This is a genomic window from Tenacibaculum sp. Cn5-46 (assembly GCF_022347705.1).
Taxonomy (GTDB): domain Bacteria; phylum Bacteroidota; class Bacteroidia; order Flavobacteriales; family Flavobacteriaceae; genus Polaribacter; species Polaribacter aiptasiae.
This window is the reverse complement of sequence record NZ_JAKRGD010000001.1, coordinates 64,578-81,630: the sequence shown is the minus strand read 5'-3', so window position 1 is coordinate 81,630 and position 17,053 is coordinate 64,578. Positions and strand designations below refer to the sequence as shown.

Sequence of the window (17,053 nt, the reverse complement as noted above, 5' to 3'; positions counted from 1 at the left end):
GGTTTTTTATTTTATAAAAAAACAAACTCAAAAAAAATACGTAGTTTTGCACAACTTTCAACAAGACTATGCAATATAAAAGAATCCTTTTAAAATTAAGCGGAGAAGCTTTAATGGGAGAACGTCAATATGGTATTGACCCAAAAAGACTTAAAGAATACGCTCAAGAAATTAAACAAGTAGTAGACAGAAATATTCAAGTTGCCATTGTTATTGGTGGTGGTAATATTTTTAGAGGTGTTGCTGGAGCTAGTAATGGTATGGATCGTGTACAAGGAGATCACATGGGAATGTTAGCTACTTGTATTAATGGTTTAGCTTTACAAAGCGCATTAGAAGACGAAGGAGTTCATACTCGTTTACAAACAGCTATCGAAATTAAAGAAATAGCAGAACCATACATTAAAAGACGTGCAAACCGTCATTTAGAGAAAGGACGTGTTGTTATTTTTGGTGGAGGAACTGGAAATCCTTATTTTACAACAGATACTGCAGCCGTTTTAAGAGCTATTGAAATTAATGCAGATGCTATCTTAAAAGGAACTAGAGTTGATGGTATTTACAATGCCGATCCAGAAAAAGATAAAGATGCTATAAAATACAACAATATATCTTTTAAAGATGTTATTGAAAAAGGCTTAAAAGTAATGGATATGACTGCCTTTACTTTGAGTGAAGAGAACAAATTACCAATTATTGTTTTTGACATGAATACTAACGGTAACTTATTAAAGTTAGTTTCTGGTGAACAAATTGGAACAATAGTTGATAACGAATAAACCGAAATAACCTCTTTCAAAAACAGAGGTCAATAAATACGAACAAAATGAACGAAGAAATTGATTTTATTTTAGATTCGGCCAAAGAGGCAATGAATAATGCTATAGAACACTTGGTAAAAGAATTACGTAGTATTAGAGCTGGTAAGGCATCTCCTTCAATGTTAGCTAACGTACAAGTTGACTATTATGGGGCAGCCACTCCATTAGGACAAGTTGCTAATGTAAGCACACCAGATGCAAGAACAATTACTATTCAACCATGGGAAAAAAACATGTTGCAAGAAATAGAAAAAGCTATTATGATTGCAAATTTAGGTTTTAATCCTATGAACAATGGTGATAACATTATTATTAGCGTTCCTCCATTAACCGAAGAGCGTCGTAAAGATCTTGCTAAACAAGCAAAAGCTGAGGCTGAACATGCTAAAGTTGGTGTTCGTAATGCTCGTAAAGATGCTAACAATGAAATCAAAAAAACTGATGCTTCTGATGACATGAAGAAAAATGCAGAAACAAGCGTTCAGGATTTAACAGATAGTTTTGTTAAAAATATTGATGAAAAATATTCTGTAAAAGAAAAAGAAATTATGACTGTTTAGGTCTCTTTATAAACATTATAAAAAAGAGTGTTTTTAAGACACTCTTTTTTTTCGTTTAATTGTTTCATTTACCCTAACTTTGCTAAAATTTTTTTGAATGACTTTTTGGACTAAAATCGCAGGATTTTTACTACGAAACCGATACTTGGTTTTAATTACTATAGCTGTTATTACGGGACTTTTAGTCACTCAGATGAAGTATATGCGTTTTTCATATACTGAGGCAAATTTGCTTCCTAAAGACCATGAAGCAAACATTCAATACGACAAGTTTTTAGAAATTTTTGGTGAGGAAGGGAATTTAGTAATCCTAGGTGTAAAAGATTCAACAATTTTTACCCCTCAAAAATTTAACGCTTGGAATAAACTTGTAAAGAGTTTAGACAGCGTAAAACAAGTTGACTTCACTGTTTCTGTAGCAGATGTTAAGCAACTGAAAGCAGATAGAAAAAAGAGAAAATTTATTGTAGAACCTTTATTTGACAAGGTTCCTTCTACAGATGAAGAAGTTAATAAAATAAAGAAACAATTATTTGAAAAACTTCCTTTTTACGATAACCTATTATATAATGATCAAGGTACTTTACAAACTGCCATTTATATTAATAAAGACATTGTAAATACACCTGCTCGTCGAGATTTTATTGCAGAAATTTTAATTCCTACTATAGATAAATTTGAGAAAGATAATGATATAGATGTTCGTGTTTCTGGAATGCCTTATATACGTACTGTAAATTCTCAAAACATTATTAATGAAATGGGAATATTTGTAGTTGGAGCTTTACTAATTACTGCTATTATATTCTTTTTCTTTTTCCGTTCGTTCAGAGCAACGTTCATAACACTATTAGTAGTAGGTATTGGTGTAGTTTGGGCATTTGGATTTATTGGTTTATTCAGATATGAAATCACGGTACTTTCTGCATTAATTCCTCCATTAATTATTGTAATTGGTGTACCTAATGCGGTATTTTTAATTAACAAATACCAGCAAGAAATAAAAAAACACGGGAATCAAGCAAAGTCTTTACAACGTGTAATTTCAAAAATTGGTAATGCTACCTTAATGACAAACATAACAACAGCTTCTGGTTTTGCAACCTTTGTTTTTGTTAAAAGTCAATTATTAAGAGAATTTGGTATTCTGGCATCGGTTAATATTATTAGTATTTTCATACTTGCTTTATTAATTATTCCAATCTTATACAGTTTTATGCCTCTTCCAGAGAAAAAGCATTTAAACCACTTAGAAAAAAGATGGATGGGGAATGTTGTTTCTTGGATGGAACGCATGGTAAAGCAACAAAGAATTGCAATTTATATTACTACGGTAATCGTTATCATATTAAGTATGATAGGATTATTTCAAATCCGAGTTTCAGGTAGTTTAATTGAAGACATGCCAAAAGGTATGCAGTTTTATAAGGACATCAAGTTTTTTGAAAGCGAATTTGGAGGTATTATGCCTTTAGAAATTTTAATTGACACCAAAAGAGAAAAAGGTGTTATGAAACTTTCTACTTTGAAAAAAATGGAAAAGTTAAATGAAACTATTGAAACTTTTCCTGAATTATCAAAACCTATTTCAGTAACTAACTTAGTTAAATATTCTAAGCAAGCATATTATAAAGGAAATCCAAAATACTATCAACTACCAACGAGTCAAGAAAAAGCACACATTTTTGCGTATACTAAAAACTCAAATAGTAACGCTGGTATGTTGAAAAACTTTGTAGACAAAACTGGTCGTTATGCGCGTATCACTACTTTTATGAAAGATATTGGTACGGATAAAATGGACATTATTCAAGATCGTTTACAAGCTGTTATAAAGAAGCAGTTTCCAGACGAAAAGTTTAAAGTTTCTATGACTGGTAAAGCATTGGTATTTTTAAAAGGAACTAACTATTTAATTAAAAACCTAGTTATTTCTTTATCATTAGCCATTTTATTGATTTCAATCTTTATGGCATGGATGTTCCGTTCTTACAAAATGATATTTATATCATTAATACCAAATATGCTTCCTTTATTAATTACTGCTGGATTAATGGGATTCTTTAGTATTCCTATTAAACCTTCAACAATTTTAGTATTTAGTATTGCTTTTGGTATATCTGTTGACGATACAATTCACTTTTTAGCTAAATACCGTCAGGAATTGTTAGCTAACAATTGGAAAATAAAGCCAGCGGTATATGCTGCTCTTCGAGAAACAGGAGTTAGTATGTTTTATACTTCAATAGTATTATTTTTCGGTTTCTTAGTTTTTACAGTTTCTAGTTTTGGAGGAACAATTGCCTTAGGTGGTCTTGTCTCTGTTACTCTTTTATTAGCAATGGTATCAAACTTATTATTACTACCTTCTTTATTACTTTCTTTTGAGAAAAAGATTGCGAATAAAAAGGTTTTAAAAGAAACTAACTTTAAAATTTTGCCTCCAAAAGAAGACAAATAAAAGTTTATTCGCATTTTATATATCAACATTGCTCAATTCTTTGTAAAAAAGTATCTTTGCTCTTCAATTTTTAAAAGATGAAAAGAAGTAGCGTTAAAGAATTATTACATTCTGAAAAATTTTTACAAGAAGTACATGTAAAAGGATGGGTTAGAACTTTTAGAAGCAATCGTTTTATTGCTCTAAATGATGGTTCTACTATTAATAATATTCAATGTGTTGTCGATTTTGAAAATACAAATGAAGAACTTTTAAAAAGAATAAATACTGGCGCTGCAGTAAGCATTACAGGTACATTAGTTGAAAGTCAAGGTAAAGGACAAAAAGTTGAAGTTCAAGTGACAGATTTAGAAATCTTAGGTGATTCTAATCCTGATGAATATCCAATTCAACCAAAAAGACATAGTCTTGAGTTTTTACGTGAAAATGCGCATTTACGCATTAGAACAAATACATTTAGTGCTGTTATGAGAGTGCGTTCAGCTTTATCTTTTGCTGTTCACAAATATTTTCAAGAAAATGGTTTTAACTATGTAAACACACCTATTATTACTGGATCTGATGCTGAAGGAGCAGGTGAAATGTTTCATGTTACAAACTTCGAAGCCAACAAAGCTCCATTAAATGAAGAGGGTAATGTAGATTACACTCAAGATTTCTTTGGTAAAGAAACAAACTTAACAGTATCTGGTCAATTAGAAGCTGAGACTTATGCAATGGCATTAGGTAAAGTATATACTTTTGGGCCTACATTTAGAGCTGAAAATTCTAATACAACACGTCATTTAGCTGAATTTTGGATGATTGAACCTGAGGTTGCATTCAACGATTTAGATGCTAACATGGACTTATCTGAAGATTTTATTAAGTCAGTTTTAAAATATGTATTAGATAACTGTAAAGATGATTTAGCATTTTTAGACAACCGTTTAACGCAAGAGGAAAAATCTAAACCTCAAGCGCAACGTAGTGAAATGACTTTAATTGAAAAGTTAAACTTTGTTGTAGATAACAACTTTAAACGTGTTTCTTATACAGAAGCTATAGATATATTACGTAACTCTAAGCCAAATAAGAAGAAAAAATTCCAATTTCCTGTAAACGAATGGGGTGTTGATTTACAATCGGAGCACGAGCGTTATTTAGTTGAAAAACACTTTAAATGTCCAGTAATCTTATTTGATTATCCTGCAAATATTAAAGCATTTTACATGCGTTTAAATGAAGATGGAAAAACTGTACGTGCTATGGATGTTTTATTCCCTGGTATTGGAGAAATGGTTGGAGGATCACAACGTGAGGAGCGTTTAGATGTATTAAAAGAGAAAATGGCTGCTTTAGATATTCCAGAAGAGGAATTATGGTGGTATTTAGATACTCGTAAATTTGGTACAGCTGTACACTCAGGTTTTGGTTTAGGATTTGAACGTTTAGTATTATTTACTACAGGTATGAGTAATATTAGAGATGTTATACCATTTCCTAGAACGCCTCAAAACGCAGAGTTTTAAAAAAATCATAAAACTTATAAACACAATCGTCATTCCTTATAGAATGGCGATTTTTTTTTAAGCCTTTTCTTATATTTGTAGATATGCTAAAACAAGGTTTACATCATAAATTATTACAAAAATTATCTCCTCAACAAATTCAGTTGATGAAACTAATTCAATTGCCTACGCAAGCATTTGAAGAACGTTTAAAACAAGAAATAGAAGAAAATCCAGCTTTAGATACTGGTAAAGAAGAACCTGAGAGTTTTGAAGATACTTTATCTAATGATTCTGAGTATGATGATACTGGAAACGAAAAAATTGAAACAGACGATATTAATATCGATGAGTATTTAAGTGACGATGAATTTCCTAGCTATAAAACTCAAGCAAATAACTATTCATCTGATGATGATGAGAAACAAGTTCCTTATGCAGCTGGAACTACCTTTCATCAATCCTTAAAAAATCAATTAAATACTTTTAGAATTGATGATGAAGAACGTGCTATTGCTGAATTTTTAGTCGGAAGTATAGATGACAGTGGTTATATCCGTAGAGATATTATTGATTTAGTAGATGATTTAGCTTTTACTCAAAACGTATTTACAACTGAAGAAAAGGTAACAACTGTTTTAAAAACTGTAGTTCAACGATTAGACCCTATTGGTGTTGGTGCTTTAGATTTGAAGGAATGTTTAATTATTCAACTTAAATCTAAACCTGAAAAGAAAAGTACTTCATTAGCGATTAATATTCTCGAAAATGCTTTTGATCATTTTGTAAAGAAGCATTATAAGAAGCTTCTTGAAAAGTTTGACATTGATGAAGAGCAATTAAAAGAAGTAATTGCTGAAATAAGTAAACTAAATCCAAAACCTGGAAGTTCGTATGCTGGTAATAATAAAATAGCAGAACAAATTGTTCCAGATTTCTCAATTCGTATTATTGATGGCAATTTAGAACTTACTTTAAATTCTCGAAATGCTCCTGAATTACATGTCTCTAGAGAATATAACAACATGTTAAAAGGATACAGCAAATCTAAAGAGAAAAGCAAAGCTCAAAAAGATGCTGTATTATTTATAAAACAAAAGTTAGATGCTGCTAAATGGTTTATTGATGCTATAAAACAGCGTCAACAAACGCTATTAGTTACCATGAATGCTATTATGCATCGTCAAGAAGAGTATTTCTTAACTGGTGATGAACGTAAGTTAAAACCAATGATTTTAAAAGATATTGCTGATGAAATTCAAATGGATGTATCAACAGTGTCTAGGGTTGCTAATAGTAAATATGTTTCTACACCTTATGGTACCAAGTTAATTAAAGACTTTTTCTCTGAATCAATGAAAAATGATCAAGGAGAAGACGTGTCAACTAGGGAGATTAAAAAGATTCTAGAGACTGTTATTAATGAAGAAGAAAAAAGAAAACCTCTAACTGATGAGAAATTATCTAAACTTTTAAAAGAAAAGGGATATCCTATAGCTAGAAGAACTGTAGCTAAATATAGAGAACAGTTAGATATTCCTGTAGCTAGATTACGTAAAGAAATATAATGAAACGTTGGTATAAATTCATATCAACCATTCTTCACCCAATTGTAATGCCTACGATTGGGATTATTCTTTATTTTATATTAACTCCAATTAATTTAAGTACACGACAGCAATATACCATATTGGGAATTGTTTTTATTGCCACTTATATTATTCCACTTCTTTTATTAGTTTTTTTAAAGCGTATAAACTATATAAAATCATTTCAAGTACATGGAATTAAAGAACGACGAATTCCAATATTTTTTATGATGACATTATTGTTTATGGTTGGTAAGTTCTTTGCCGAAATAAGTATTATAAGAGATTTATCTTATTTATTTTTCGGTGTTGTATTAGGCTTAATTGTAATTTATTTACTTTTTATATCAAAAATAAAGACCAGCTTACATCTATTGTCAATGGGAGCAGCAACTGGTTATTTTTTATTATTCCAACAAATACATAATATCAATATCCTACCTTTAATTATAATTTTTATTTTACTTTCAGGGATATTAGCAGCCTCAAGATTGCATTTAAAGGCTCATACTAGCAGAGAAGTGTATATTGGTTTTTTTATTGGCTTAATTAGCCCTTTTTTAGCTTTCTATATCTTATAACAGATAAAAACTTAATCCAAACTTAATTACCTTAGTATTTATTGGATTTCCATTTAATACAGCATTTTTAAACATAGATGTTAAGCCATAGTAGGCATGAAAGTTAAAAGTACCATATCCAGCCGACAGTATTAAACCTGCTTGAAATTTATTGAACTGAGAAATATTTGAAAAAGTAACAGTTTTACCAGCCGCATTATTATAACGGAAAACATTACTAAAATTATAACTTAGTTTAATACCTGTATAAACTCTCCAAAAAGAATAGGTTTTCGCTGTTGAAGTTCTCCATCTAAACTGAATAGGCATTTCAATAGCATGTGTTTTTAACTTATTAGCTGTAATTGTATTATTAACCTCAAATACATTTCTATCGGTTTCTGAAATATTTAAACTATGATTAAAGGAATCAAAAGTGTATCCTAAACCTACTCCAATAGCTATTTGACCACTTTTTACTACTGGAATATCTTTTATATAACCTCCAGAAAAACCAAAAGAAAAACCACTTTTAGCAACTTCTAATGGTTGGCTATTTAACACATTATATGTTACATCAATATATAACTGATCTTCCCAATACTTATCTCCTATTTGTAAAGAATCTTTTTGAGAATAAACACTGATAGTTAAAAACAGTACAAAAAATGCTTGAATATATTTCATCATAATAATCTAATGCTAAATATACTTTTTTTGTATAAAAAAAGAGCAACCATAGGATTGCTCTTTTTTAATTTATTTAAAAGTAATTACTTTTTAATTTCACTTGCTTTATGAGTAGATAAACTCAATTTAAGAGCATTTACATCTCTTAATTTCTCGCGAATATCAGCTAAAGTACCAACATTCGATTCTGTATCCATTTTTAAAGAAGTTGTCATAAAAGGAACTTCAGCTTCAGAAACATTACTTCTTTCTAAAAAGATAAAAGCTGGTACATCATCAGGTGTAGCGATTTTATCATTTAACTGAATTCTATTATAACTAGTTCCATATTTAGCGTCTTTTGCTTTACCCACATAAATAGTACTTACTAAACTTTTACGTTCAAGTTTTTTAACTTCGCTTGCACTTGGTAAACGAGGGTTTTCAATAGCTAAATCTGTTTCTCTCATTACTGTTGTTACCATGAAAAAGAATAATAACATGAAAACAATGTCAGGTAATGCAGATGTATTCACTGCAGGTACTCCCTTTTTTTTCTTTCTAAATTTAGACATTCTTAAATTGTTTTAATATTATTGAACATTAGTAGGCTCAGAATCAGATATAATTTGAGGGTAACTACTCTTTATATCTTCTACTTTTTTTCTTAAAGATTGATCCTTTCTAGCACTATCTTTAAAAGCTTGCTCTAAGTCTGTAAAACTCATTCCATATTTTTCTTGACATAATCTGTTACGTAATATGGTATAAGCCTTTAATAATTCATTTTGAACACTTACATACATTCCATATTCAGTACCTCTGTCACTTTCTACAGAAATAACTGCTTTATTTGGATGATCAGAAGATGTTGGATCTTTTTCTCCTTTACAGTAATCACAAGGTGCTCCTGCATCTTTTCCAGGCATTGGGTTTCCAACACCTCCACCATTATCTATAAACTTTAAAGCAGCACTTCTTAAGTCCTTCAACTCCATAACTTCATCTTCTACGAACAATTCATTATTTCTGTTTATAGTAATTTGAAAAATATTTTTTTCTTTAATTTTAGGTGGTTCAACGTCTGTTTTTTCAGCTAACTTTTTAGGAATACCTGAATCGACGTCCATAGTAGTTGTTACTAGGAAAAAGATTAGTAGCAAGAATGCAATATCTGCCATCGAACCTGCATTAATTTCTGGGTTTTCTCTTCTTGCCATAATTTTTTATGATTTAATTATTCCTTTTAATAAATCCCATACAAAGAACACACTAGCTATAGCTCCTAGGAAAACACTATATGTAATTCCTGTTCCAACCCATTTTGAAGTACTTCCAGCTGGAGACAACTCTGTTCCGTCAGATGCTAATACTTGTCCATCAGATGCCATGAAATAAGAAATAGCAAATACTACTGCTAAAGCTACAAGTCCTAATAATGTTTTCTTTAATGCTGCAGGATTTTTTAACATTCCCCATAAAGAAGCAACTATAGCTACTACAACTACTCCAATTAATAACCATGTTGAATAAGTAACTAAAGGTCCAACAGCACCAGAAAGCGCCTCGACGTTTTCTTCATCTATTCTAACAACGTTTACAAATAACCCAGCACCAATAATTGATATTGCAGTTATAAGTAATGTTAATACTTTATTATTCATATGATTTATTATTTTTTATACTTAGCTAATAAGTCGATTAAAGAAATTGAAGCGTCTTCCATGTTGTTTACGATACTATCAATTTTAGATACGATATAGTTGTAAAAAATCTGTAATATAATTGCTACGATAAGACCAAATACTGTTGTTAAAAGTGCAATCTTAATACCACCAGCAACTGTTGCAGGAGAAATATCATTTTGTACAGCAATAGTATCAAATGCTTGAATCATACCAATTACAGTACCCATGAATCCTAACATTGGTGCTAATGCAATAAATAAAGATAACCAAGAAACATTTTTCTCTAATAATCCCATTTGAACTCCACCATATCCTACTACAGCTTTTTCAGCAGCATCTAAACCTTCGTCTGCTCTTTCTAATCCTTGGTAAAAGATAGATGCAACAGGTCCTTTTGTATTTCTACAAACTTCTTTTGCAGCTTCAACACCACCTGAACTTAAAGCGTCATCGATACTAGCAACTAATTTTTTTGTATTAGTTGTAGCCATGTTTAAGTAAATGATTCTTTCAATAGCAATAGCTAAACCTAATATTAAAGCTACCAATACAATCCCCATAAATTTAGGATCTCCTTCAATAAAACGTTGTTTTAACTCTTGGTGAAAAGTTTTGTCCGCTTCAGTTGCTTGCGCATAAGTTGACTGAATAGCTCCTAAAAACATAAATCCTGTAATAGTTAGGATATTTACTACTTTTTTCATTTTGTTATAATTAATTTTAAATAGTTAACGGTTTAAAAATACAAATTTTACTGTGAACAACTTAATTTTTTATTAATAAGTAATTCTTTTCTTGTACTTATTACACTTTTTTATTTTTTCAGAGTGCCAAGTAACAAAAAATTGTTGGGACATTAAAAAAAAACAGAAGTATTTATATACTTACAGCTCATTTTTATTCTTTTAACTACTATTTCAAGCAGTTATAACGGTAAATTTAACGATTTATTTACAAATTAATTAATTTCTCCTCTTAATGAAGTTTCAAAATAGTGCTTAAATTCGTCTTTTGACAACTTTTCACCTAGTAAATACATCATTTTTGCAACCGCCGTTTCAGTTGTAATGTCTTTTCCGTCTACAATTCCAATACGTTTTAACTCAGAACTTGTCTCATAATGCCCCATAATAATGCTTCCTCCAGCACATTGAGTTACGTTTACAATGTAGATACCTTTATCAACAGCTTTTTCTAGTAAGTTTACAAACCACTTTTCTGTTGGTGCATTTCCAGAACCATATGTTTCTAAAATAATACCTTTCAAATTAGGTATATCAATAAAACTGCTTACAACTGATTCTGTAATACCTGGAAATAACTTTAAAATAGCAACATTATTGTCTAGTTTCTTTCTAAAAACTAATTTCTCTTCTTTCTTATTAGGTTTTAATAAAAGAGGATAATTAAAATTTAAATGAACTCCACTTTCTGCTAAAGGTGGATAATTCATAGATGCAAATGCTTCAAATTGTTCTGCATTAATTTTTGTTGTTCTATTTGCTCTATACAATTTATATTCAAAATACAAACCTACTTCTTGTATTACAGGCATATTGTTTTCAAAAGTAGAAGCCACTTGTATAGATGTAATCAAATTTTCTTTTGCATCTGTTCGTAAATCACCTATTGGTAATTGCGACCCAGTAAAAATGACGGGCTTTTGTAAATTTTCAAACATAAAACTAATAGCTGATGATGTATACGACATCGTATCGGAACCTGTTAGTACCACAAATCCATCAAACTTATCATAGTTATCAGAAATAATTTCAGCTATATTGATATAATAATTCACGTTCATATTTGAAGAATCAATAGGTTCTTCAAAAGATATTGTAGAAATATCGCAATGTAATTGTTGTAATTCTGGAATCTTATTTGAAATTTGACTAAAATCAAAAGCTTTTAATGCTCCTGTATTATAATCCTTAACCATTCCAATAGTTCCCCCTGTATATACAATTAAAATCTTAGGCTTATTTGTCATTTTGACATCTTATATTATTAATATTCTAAAATGGAATAATTTATGTTGTAAATTTATCAAACAAAAATGACACAAAAATTTTAAAACAATACTATATTATGTTAGGTTTTTATGCAATAATTGGTGTTATTACATTATTTAGTTGGCTAGTAAGTAATACGCTACAAAGAAAGTTTAAAAAATATTCTCGAATACACTTAAGAAATAGGATGAGTGGTGCTGAAATAGCTGAGAAAATGTTAGCCGATCATGGAATTTTTAACGTAAAAGTAATTTCTACTCCTGGTAGACTTACCGATCATTATAATCCTGTAAACAGAACTGTTAATTTAAGTGAAGCTGTATATAATGAAAGAAATGCTGCCGCTGCAGCTGTAGCTGCTCATGAAGTTGGTCATGCTGTACAACATGCTCAAGCATATCAATGGTTACAAATGCGTTCAAAACTTGTACCTATAGTTAGTATTTCATCTCGATTTTCTCAATACATGGTTATTGGTGGTATTATATTAGGGGCTGGTGCTGGGCAACCAGGCATTGGACAATTAATAGCTGTAGCTGGTTTAATATTTATGGCCTTAGGTACTTTATTTAGCTTCATCACTTTACCCGTTGAATACGATGCTAGTAATAGAGCTTTAGCATGGTTAGAAAACAAACACATAGTTACTAGAGAAGAATTAGCTGGATCAAAAGACGCTTTAAAATGGGCTGCTAGAACCTATTTAGTTGCTGCTTTAGGATCTTTAGCTATGCTACTATACTGGGCGTTAAGAGTATTAGGCAACAGAGATTAACAAAAATTATATTTACTAAAACATCAAAAGCTTCGAAATATATTCGAAGCTTTTTTTATGACTTCAGAAAACCATTTCATATCTAATTGCGTCTTTAAGGTTATAGGAAATAAAAATCTATTCATCGGAAAATTAACCCGCTTTATCGGATTTCTATTTTTTAATTTTCAAGAAGAACACACTTTTGAAGTGTTAAATAAAAAAAGATATGAAAGCTATTACTACTATTTTATTCGTATTAATTACCGCAATTACTGCCCATGCTCAACACAGTATAAGTGGAAAAATTGTTGACAATCAGAAAAACCCATTACCATATATTAATGTTATACTTTATAATGTAGATAATCCTGGGCAACCTAAAGGAACAATTTCTGATGAAGAAGGAAATTATTCTATAAAAAACATTGAAAAAGGAAAGTACCGAATAACTGTTACTACTTTAGGTTTTAAAAGTGAAAAAGTAGCGGAATTTCAATTATCATCTAATAAAACTTTCAACTTTACTTTACAAGAAGAAAGCCAAACTTTAAATGAAGTTGTTGTAAAATCTAAAAGACCTGTAATAAAACAAACTGCGGAAAAGTTGGTAGTTGATTTAGAAAAAACCGAAATGGTTAATTCTAACTTACAAGATGTAATGCGTAAAGTTCCCGGCGTATTGGTTACAAACAACGGAATTTCTATTGCTGGAAAAAGTGGCGTAAGAATTCTAATTAACGGAAAAACTACTGAATATATGGATGTTCAAAGTTTACTTCGTGATTTTCCTGCTGATAATATAGCTAAAGTTGAAGTAGTAGAACAGCCAGGTGCCGAATACGATGCTTCTGGTTCTGGAGCCATCATAAACATTATCTTAAAGAAAAATGTTCGTTTAGGTACTCATGGTAGTTTAACTGGATGGGTTGGTGAAGATGAAGGTTTCGAATATGGAACAAGAGCTTCTATAGCTAGTTATAAAAACAAATTAAATTGGCAAACAAGTATTAGTCATTCAAAACCTACATGGAGAGATGATTTATTTTTAGTTAGAACTGTTGAAAACGAAACCTATGATCAAGTTACCAAAGAACCATACAAACCAAACAACCTTACTTTTAGCGGTAACTTAGATTATTACATAAACGACAAACATTCTATTGGAATTGGTGGGCGTTGGAATAACAGAAAATCTGACAGAATCGCAACTAGTAAAACCATTATTTCCAGCAGCTCAACTACAAACACCCTTTTTTCAGAAAATACTTTTGACAGAGATAGAATAGATTTTAATATTAACCCATATTATGAATATAAATCTGATACTGATAAACTATTTATAGATTTTAATTATATCGATTATAAAAATGACAACACCAATACTTTATCTGACGTAACAGGAAGCACACTTCCTTTTCAAGACAGAAGGTATATACAAGATGGAAAATATACTATTAAAACTTATAAAGTAGATTATAGTAAAACTGTTTCTGATAATTTTAAATTCAGTATTGGAAGTAAATATGCTATGGTAAAAACAGATAGTGATTTACAGTCATTTTTAGAAAATAATTCAAATGGCTTTGATTTAGATCAATCAAATAGCAGTCGATTTTTAGTAGACGAAAAGATATTTGCAATTTACTCAAAGATTAATGCTACTGCAGGAAAATGGACCTTTTCTGGAGGATTACGTTATGAAGATAGTAACACTGACGGAACTTCTATTTTTTTAAAAAATGGTCAAATGGTAAATGAAATAAAGAAAAGACCTATTAGCAAACTATTTCCTAGTGCATCAGTTAGTAGAAAAATAACGGAAAGTATTGGAGCTAGTTTATCTTATAGTTATCGTATTAGAAGACCTTCATATAATAGCTTGAATTCATTTGCTACTTTCTTAGACCCTTTTTCTGCTGGTGAAGGAAACCCGAGTTTAAGACCTGCTTTTACAAATAACTTTCAGTTTAATTTAACTTATGATGGTCAACCATTTTTTACAGTAGGCTACAGTAAAACAAACGATGTTATTTTCGACTTAATAAAGCAAAACAACACAACCGCTCAAATTAGACAACAAGCAGTAAACGTTGAAGATTTCACTAATTGGAATTTTAGATTATTCGCTCCTTTGAGTTTTGTTAAGGGTTTAGAAGGATATACTGGTTTTATAGTTAACAAAAACTCTTACAATTCAGTAATACACAATGTAAACTTATCTAAATGGAACTTATTTTGGTTTGCTCAAGCAAATTATAAACTACCTTGGGATGTAAACTTTGAGCTAAGTGCTAATTATGGAACTGGTGCTTTAGAAGGTCAAATAGAAGTTGATTGGTTAGCTGGTTTAGATTTTTCATTCGGAAAAAAATTCTTAGACAACAAGTTAAAAGTAAATCTTGGATTTAATAAAATGTTAGACCGTGGTTTTAATGGAAGAATCGATTACGGTAATGGTACAGCCAGGGTAGAAAGTAATGGGTCTCGTCAAAACATTCAACTGAGGTTTGTATATAGTTTTGGGTCAAAATTCGGAAAGAAAAAATCGAAACGTGATTCTTCTAGAGATGAAGAAAATAGAATTCAAGACAATAATTAATTTCTTATACTTTTGTTTTTATATGGACATCACAAAATTCATAACTTGTGATGTCTAACTTAAATTTCTATGGATACTAAACTTAATAAATCAGACTGGACACTTATTATTATCCTATATTCTGTTACTATAGTTATAAACTCTATCGATTACTATAAAGATGGGAATATGCTTAAAGAATATATCGTTGATTTTTCTGTCTCAATAGTAATGTCTTTGTCTGCTGTGTTATTTTTTATGTATTGGCTAATCCCAAACTATCTAGTACACAAACAAAAATATATTCATTTTGTATTCTTTGGACTTCTTAGTCTTTTTATAGGAGGATATATAGATAAAGTAGCAAGTTATTGGAGTGGAGAAAATGATTGGTCTAAATTCCCTAAAGGAATAGATTTGTTTCTACATTCAGTATTTAGACTTTTAGACAACATTGGTTTAATACTTGGTGTTCTTTTAACCAAAAAGTTTTATCAAGGCAAAACTGAATTAATTAATATTGAAAAAAAGCAAAAAGAAAACGAATTAAAACTATTACGTTCACAAATAGAACCACATTTTTTATTCAATAATCTAAATACACTTGATAGTTTAATTGATTCTGATTCAGAAAAAGCAAAAGAATACATTAATAGATTATCATTAATTTATCGCTATCTAATTCAAACCAAAGATGCAGAAGTAATGGAGCTTTCGAAAGAATTAAAATTCGCTGAAAACTATATTTTCTTAATTGAAACTCGTTTTGGAAATGATTACAAATTCAATATTGAAAAAAAAGTAACTATATCAAACAAATTTATTCCTACTGGTGCATTACAAACCCTTATAGAAAACGTAGTAAAACACAACAAAGCCAATAAAGAACCTATAGAAACAAACATTACCATAACTGAAGGTTGGCTAACTGTAAAAAACACCAAAACCAACACTCCAAACAAGGAAAGTTTAGGAACAGGATTAGAGAACTTACAAACTCGTTATGAGCTATTATCTGATAAAAAAATGGTTATAGGTAATAATACCAATAAGTTTATGATATCTATCCCTGTTATTAAATTGAGTGATGAAAACTAACAATATGAACATTTTAATTTTAGAAGACGAAATTCCTGCTTATCAAAAACTGATAAATTATTTAAAGGATTCTTTTGGAGAAAATTTTTCTCATGATGTAGCTCGCACAAATTCAGATGGAAAAAAGTTCTTAACAGAAAACACTTATGATTTTATTTTATCAGACATTCAATTGTTAGATGGTATTTCTTTTGATTTATTTGATGAACTAAACATCAACATACCTATTATATTTTGTTCTGCACATGACGATTATTTGTTTAAAGCTTTTAACACCAATGGAATTGCTTATATTTTAAAACCTTATTCTAAAAACGATTTTAATAAAGCTATCAATAAATATCAACAGCTATTTAAACAAGGAGATTACAATCAATTAAACCACGAAACCTTAACCAACTTAAAATCTGCTTTACAAGAAGAAAACTATTCTTATAAGAAACGATTTGTTATAAAGAAAACTAAAGGAATTCAGCTCTTAAATGTTGTGGACATTAGTTTAATAGAAGCATCAGGAGATTTTTGCATTGCTACCGACTTTAATGGAAAACGTCACAATATCTCACAAACATTAGGTGGAACATTTAAACAATTAAATCCTTCTAAATTTTTCAAAATCAATAGAAGTGAAATTATCAATATAGATTATATCGAAAATATTGAGAACCATTTTAAAAACCGTCTACTAATTAGTATGAAAGGTATTAAAGAAAAACCTATGACTAGCTCTTCAACTACAGCGGATTTTAGAAAATGGTTGGAACAATAGA

General features: G+C 30.0%; 16 protein-coding genes. 10 read left to right on the top strand and 6 right to left on the bottom strand.

The annotated features are described in order from the left end of the window. Positions 1–68 precede the first annotated feature (68 nt). The 6 genes from pyrH (at position 69) to MHN29_RS00315 (ending at position 7,502) form a co-directional block, all read left to right on the top strand. Complete coding sequence (gene pyrH, locus MHN29_RS00340) at positions 69–779, top strand: UMP kinase (RefSeq protein ID WP_150899894.1); 711 nt, start codon at positions 69–71, stop codon at positions 777–779. A gap of 47 nt (positions 780–826) precedes the next feature. Further along, a complete protein-coding gene (gene frr / locus MHN29_RS00335; protein ID WP_150899893.1) occupies positions 827–1,381 on the top strand; it encodes a ribosome recycling factor in 555 nt (184 codons plus the stop codon). Positions 1,382–1,478: 97 nt separating this feature from the next. Further along, entirely contained in the window at positions 1,479–3,842 is a 2,364-nt protein-coding gene (locus MHN29_RS00330) for an RND family transporter (RefSeq protein ID WP_235273596.1), read from the top strand. Positions 3,843–3,919: 77 nt separating this feature from the next. Further along, the gene (asnS, locus tag MHN29_RS00325) at positions 3,920–5,353 is read left to right on the top strand and encodes an asparagine--tRNA ligase (RefSeq protein ID WP_235273597.1); all 1,434 of its coding nucleotides are present in this window, start codon (positions 3,920–3,922) and stop codon (positions 5,351–5,353) included. 83 nt (positions 5,354–5,436) lie between these two features. Further along, on the top strand, positions 5,437–6,900 hold the full coding sequence (gene rpoN / locus MHN29_RS00320; RefSeq protein ID WP_235273598.1) for an RNA polymerase factor sigma-54: 1,464 nt from the start codon (positions 5,437–5,439) through the stop codon (positions 6,898–6,900). Further along, a complete protein-coding gene (locus tag MHN29_RS00315) occupies positions 6,900–7,502 on the top strand; it encodes a hypothetical protein (RefSeq protein ID WP_235273599.1) in 603 nt (200 codons plus the stop codon). Before rpoN ends, MHN29_RS00315 begins: the two co-directional genes overlap by 1 nt. Here the strand turns inward: MHN29_RS00315 and MHN29_RS00310 are convergent. The 6 genes from MHN29_RS00310 to MHN29_RS00285 form a co-directional block, all read right to left on the bottom strand. Beyond that, on the bottom strand, positions 7,497–8,171 hold the full coding sequence (locus tag MHN29_RS00310; protein WP_235273600.1) for a porin family protein: 675 nt from the start codon (positions 8,169–8,171) through the stop codon (positions 7,497–7,499). The genes MHN29_RS00315 and MHN29_RS00310 overlap by 6 nt on opposite strands. An 83-nt stretch (positions 8,172–8,254) precedes the next feature. Further along, positions 8,255–8,725 (bottom strand): biopolymer transporter ExbD, encoded by a 471-nt coding sequence (locus MHN29_RS00305; RefSeq protein ID WP_235273601.1) that lies wholly within the window; start codon positions 8,723–8,725, stop codon positions 8,255–8,257. 18 nt (positions 8,726–8,743) lie between these two features. Beyond that, a complete protein-coding gene (locus MHN29_RS00300) occupies positions 8,744–9,370 on the bottom strand; it encodes a biopolymer transporter ExbD (RefSeq protein WP_235273602.1) in 627 nt (208 codons plus the stop codon). Between the two features lie 6 nt (positions 9,371–9,376). Then, the gene (locus MHN29_RS00295; protein ID WP_235273603.1) at positions 9,377–9,814 is read right to left on the bottom strand and encodes a hypothetical protein; all 438 of its coding nucleotides are present in this window, start codon (positions 9,812–9,814) and stop codon (positions 9,377–9,379) included. A gap of 8 nt (positions 9,815–9,822) precedes the next feature. Then, positions 9,823–10,542 carry a MotA/TolQ/ExbB proton channel family protein gene (locus tag MHN29_RS00290; protein ID WP_235273604.1) on the bottom strand — a complete coding sequence of 240 codons (720 nt, stop codon included), beginning with the start codon at positions 10,540–10,542 and terminating at the stop codon, positions 9,823–9,825. 254 nt (positions 10,543–10,796) lie between these two features. Further along, positions 10,797–11,828, bottom strand: coding sequence for an asparaginase (locus tag MHN29_RS00285; RefSeq protein WP_235273605.1), 1,032 nt, complete (start codon positions 11,826–11,828; stop codon positions 10,797–10,799). A gap of 98 nt (positions 11,829–11,926) precedes the next feature. On the opposite strand from MHN29_RS00285, the gene MHN29_RS00280 reads away from it, so the two are divergent. The 4 genes from MHN29_RS00280 to MHN29_RS00265 all read left to right on the top strand — a co-directional run bounded on the left by MHN29_RS00280 (position 11,927) and on the right by MHN29_RS00265 (position 17,052). Then, positions 11,927–12,625, top strand: a complete 699-nt coding sequence (locus tag MHN29_RS00280; RefSeq protein ID WP_235273606.1) for a zinc metallopeptidase — start codon at positions 11,927–11,929, stop codon at positions 12,623–12,625. 208 nt (positions 12,626–12,833) lie between these two features. Further along, positions 12,834–15,206, top strand: coding sequence for an outer membrane beta-barrel protein (locus tag MHN29_RS00275; RefSeq protein WP_235273607.1), 2,373 nt, complete (start codon positions 12,834–12,836; stop codon positions 15,204–15,206). Between the two features lie 69 nt (positions 15,207–15,275). Next, positions 15,276–16,283 (top strand): sensor histidine kinase, encoded by a 1,008-nt coding sequence (locus MHN29_RS00270; protein ID WP_235273608.1) that lies wholly within the window; start codon positions 15,276–15,278, stop codon positions 16,281–16,283. Positions 16,284–16,287: 4 nt separating this feature from the next. Further along, positions 16,288–17,052 carry a LytTR family DNA-binding domain-containing protein gene (locus MHN29_RS00265; RefSeq protein WP_235273609.1) on the top strand — a complete coding sequence of 255 codons (765 nt, stop codon included), beginning with the start codon at positions 16,288–16,290 and terminating at the stop codon, positions 17,050–17,052. Position 17,053: the final 1 nt, after the last annotated feature.

Bases quoted from the DNA above. Each gene is read 5' to 3' on its own strand.
- pyrH (WP_150899894.1), top strand. From the start codon at position 69: ATGCAATATAAAAGAATCCTTTTAAAATTAAGCGGAGAAGCTTTAATG.
- frr (WP_150899893.1), top strand. From the start codon at position 827: ATGAACGAAGAAATTGATTTTATTTTAGATTCGGCCAAAGAGGCAATG.
- MHN29_RS00330 (WP_235273596.1), top strand. From the start codon at position 1,479: ATGACTTTTTGGACTAAAATCGCAGGATTTTTACTACGAAACCGATAC.
- asnS (WP_235273597.1), top strand. From the start codon at position 3,920: ATGAAAAGAAGTAGCGTTAAAGAATTATTACATTCTGAAAAATTTTTA.
- rpoN (WP_235273598.1), top strand. From the start codon at position 5,437: ATGCTAAAACAAGGTTTACATCATAAATTATTACAAAAATTATCTCCT.
- MHN29_RS00315 (WP_235273599.1), top strand. From the start codon at position 6,900: ATGAAACGTTGGTATAAATTCATATCAACCATTCTTCACCCAATTGTA.
- MHN29_RS00310 (WP_235273600.1), bottom strand. From the start codon at position 8,171: ATGATGAAATATATTCAAGCATTTTTTGTACTGTTTTTAACTATCAGT.
- MHN29_RS00305 (WP_235273601.1), bottom strand. From the start codon at position 8,725: ATGTCTAAATTTAGAAAGAAAAAAAAGGGAGTACCTGCAGTGAATACA.
- MHN29_RS00300 (WP_235273602.1), bottom strand. From the start codon at position 9,370: ATGGCAAGAAGAGAAAACCCAGAAATTAATGCAGGTTCGATGGCAGAT.
- MHN29_RS00295 (WP_235273603.1), bottom strand. From the start codon at position 9,814: ATGAATAATAAAGTATTAACATTACTTATAACTGCAATATCAATTATT.
- MHN29_RS00290 (WP_235273604.1), bottom strand. From the start codon at position 10,542: ATGAAAAAAGTAGTAAATATCCTAACTATTACAGGATTTATGTTTTTA.
- MHN29_RS00285 (WP_235273605.1), bottom strand. From the start codon at position 11,828: ATGACAAATAAGCCTAAGATTTTAATTGTATATACAGGGGGAACTATT.
- MHN29_RS00280 (WP_235273606.1), top strand. From the start codon at position 11,927: ATGTTAGGTTTTTATGCAATAATTGGTGTTATTACATTATTTAGTTGG.
- MHN29_RS00275 (WP_235273607.1), top strand. From the start codon at position 12,834: ATGAAAGCTATTACTACTATTTTATTCGTATTAATTACCGCAATTACT.
- MHN29_RS00270 (WP_235273608.1), top strand. From the start codon at position 15,276: ATGGATACTAAACTTAATAAATCAGACTGGACACTTATTATTATCCTA.
- MHN29_RS00265 (WP_235273609.1), top strand. From the start codon at position 16,288: ATGAACATTTTAATTTTAGAAGACGAAATTCCTGCTTATCAAAAACTG.